The sequence below is a fragment of the Terriglobus sp. YAF25 genome (assembly GCF_052113305.1).
In the GTDB taxonomy this organism is placed as follows: domain Bacteria; phylum Acidobacteriota; class Terriglobia; order Terriglobales; family Acidobacteriaceae; genus Terriglobus.
The window spans coordinates 1-2,631 of the sequence record NZ_JBFRCY010000659.1; the positions used below are offsets into that span (position 1 = coordinate 1).

The window sequence follows — 2,631 nt, forward strand, 5'->3', positions numbered from 1 at the left end:
GTTGGAACGGGCTCGTAAGGCCGTGCTGGCTCAGTTTGTGCCCGGCGATCTGCGTGACTTCTGCCTGCATGATCTGGACCTGGCAGAGACCTCGATCTTCGACGCTCTGGATATTGCGCGAACACCGTCGCTGATGGCGCCCTTCCAGGTCATCTTCATCCGCAATCTGAAGAACCTCTATACCCGCGGCGCAAAGAAAGACGAGTTTGCCGCGATCGACGCCTACTTCCGCGTTGCCAATCCGCAGGCGCTGATCCTCTTTGTCGCGGATCACCTCCGCATTCCCGCCGATCTGCGGCGCATGGACTATCAGGAGAAGGAGCGGTTCGATCGCATCCGCGAGACGCTGGGCGACTGGTGCGGTGTGGTGGAGATGGGCCGCGTGGACGAGGGCGATGCCGTGCGCTGGGTGACTGAGTATGCCGCCCAGCAGCAGGCGAACTTTGAGCAGGATGCTGCCCGCGAGTTGGTGGATGCGCTCGGTGCGGACATGATGCTGATCGCCTCCGAGGTGGAGAAGCTGTTGCTCTACACCCTGGGCAAGGGCCGCATCACGCTGGGCGATGTCGAGACCCAGGTGCTCGCCGCCAAGCAGCGCTCGCTGTACGAGCTGACCGACGCGATCTCTCGCCATGACCGCGCCGCAGCATTAGCGCTGCTGCATGGCCTGTTGAATGCGTCGGACGGCGGGGAAGACTCGGCGATCGGACACCTCTACATGCTGGCGCGTACCTTCCGCCAGATGCTGATCATTCTGGAGAAGAACGTGCGCGATACGCGTGCTATCTGGCAGGCCCTGTGGCAGGGGTTCCGCATGCCTCCGTTTGCGGCGGAAGATCTTATCCGGCAGGCACGCCGCTATAAGACACGCCGTGAGCTGACGCGCGCTCTGCGTCTTATTGCCAGGGCCGACCTGGAGCTGCGTTCCAGCCCGCCGGATAAGCGGCTGGTGCTGGAGCGGCTGATCCTCGATCTGGCGGCGGAGCCAAAGCCGACGCCTCCGGGCTTTGTCTCAGGGCAGTACGCGATGGAAATTTAGGGGAGTAGTCCAGAGCACGCTGAAACTGTGGGAGCAGCGGGCCCCCGGCAAGCTTGCTGGCTGGGGTGTTCAGCGGCTTCAGCCCGCTTCTATGTTGAGCCTATAAACCGTGGGCTAGAGCAATTCTCCTAAAGGTGTAGAGCGAAGTTCTGGCTATTTGCGCCGTTTTCCGCAAAGAAAACGGCATTCGCGGATGTATCCAACACCACAGTATTAGGAGAATTGCTCAAGAAGCCCACGCCTTTACCCCAGCCAGCGAAGCTGGCCGGGGGCCCTATGCTCCCACCCGGTTCGAGCTTCACTCGAATAGTTCACCCCAACGAGCCAAGTTCGCCGGGGACCCCGAATTTCCCACCCATTGCGATGCAATGGATGGGGCACCCAGAGTATGGGTACCCGAATTTGTCGATATCCCTGAGGCGTTTGATGACACGCCCTAGCCTCTTCGCGGTAGGCGCCGTTACTCCAACGTAATGAAAACTCCACTAATGGGTGATGGGATTGATGCCGATATACGTCTACGGTGGAAAGTACCGTGGTACGGAATACCGCCAATGCGCAGGAGTTGCTGCTGGATCGGCAGATCGCCCGTCTGAAAGCCGGGCGTTTTGCCCCCCTGCGTTTTCCCAGGGAGCTGGAAGAGCGGTTCGAGGGCGCGGTAGGAGCTCTGCGCGCGCTGCGGATGAGCCGGGACGGCCTGCTCATCATTCTGATCTACAACCTGTTTCTGATCGGCGATTATCAGGCGATGCCGCAGCGCATCTGGCTGGCGGTTTTCCTGCGCACCTGTATCTTTACGCCAGTCGCTTTGCTGATCTATGGCGTACTCCGGCGAGAGCCATCCGCCCGCGTTCGGGAAGGCTCTATCGTTGTGCTTGCGGGCGTTGCCGCCACTTGTGCCGTGATCCTTTACTGGCACGTYTCCGATCAGATCTCGACGCATGCATCCGTCAGCCTGATGCTGATCCTGCTGGTGACCAATATCGTGATGCGGCTGCGTTTCAACTACGCAATTGCATCCATGCTCTTCTGCAATCTCACGTCGATTGCCTTCCTTGTGAAAGATCCCTTTCTGCAGCCGATCGAAAAGGTGCACATGGGAGGCCTGGTCTTTTGGGGCGGTGTATTCATCCTGATTGCGAACTACAGCCTGGAGCGTGAGGAACGGCTCTCCTATCTGCTGTTGCGGAGCAATGAGTTGAAGCGTGTAGAGCTCAGCGAAGCCAATCGTGAGCTAGAGCTGATCTCTACTCACGATCCGATGACGCAGCTTGCGAACCGTTCTGCCTTCGAGAAGGAGTTCGAAGTACTGTGGGGTCACGCGGCACAGACGCGCCAGCCGATCTCCGCGGTCATGATCGACATCGATCACTTCAAGATCGTGAACGATACGCAGGGACATCTGTACGGCGATGAAGTGATCAAGCGCGTGGCCTTGTTGATCCAGCAGGCGCTGCGAGGTAAAGATGACTTTGCAGCCCGCTACGGCGGCGAGGAGTTTGTTCTCCTACTGCCGGGAGCGACCCTTGAGTCCGCGATGAAGGTGGCGGAGCGCATACGGCAACTGATCAAGATGGCCGGTTCTCCCGCTC

At 59.5% G+C, this 2,631-nt stretch carries 2 protein-coding genes; both read left to right on the forward strand.

Annotation, left to right across the window (positions count from 1 at the left end):
- On the forward strand, window positions 1-1,039 hold a 1,039-nt coding region (gene holA / locus AB4043_RS21925; RefSeq protein ID WP_442308085.1), incomplete at its 5' end, for a DNA polymerase III subunit delta.
- A gap of 535 nt (window positions 1,040-1,574) precedes the next feature.
- Window positions 1,575-2,631: GGDEF domain-containing protein (locus tag AB4043_RS21930; RefSeq protein ID WP_442308086.1), on the forward strand; the 1,057-nt coding region annotated here is incomplete at its 3' end.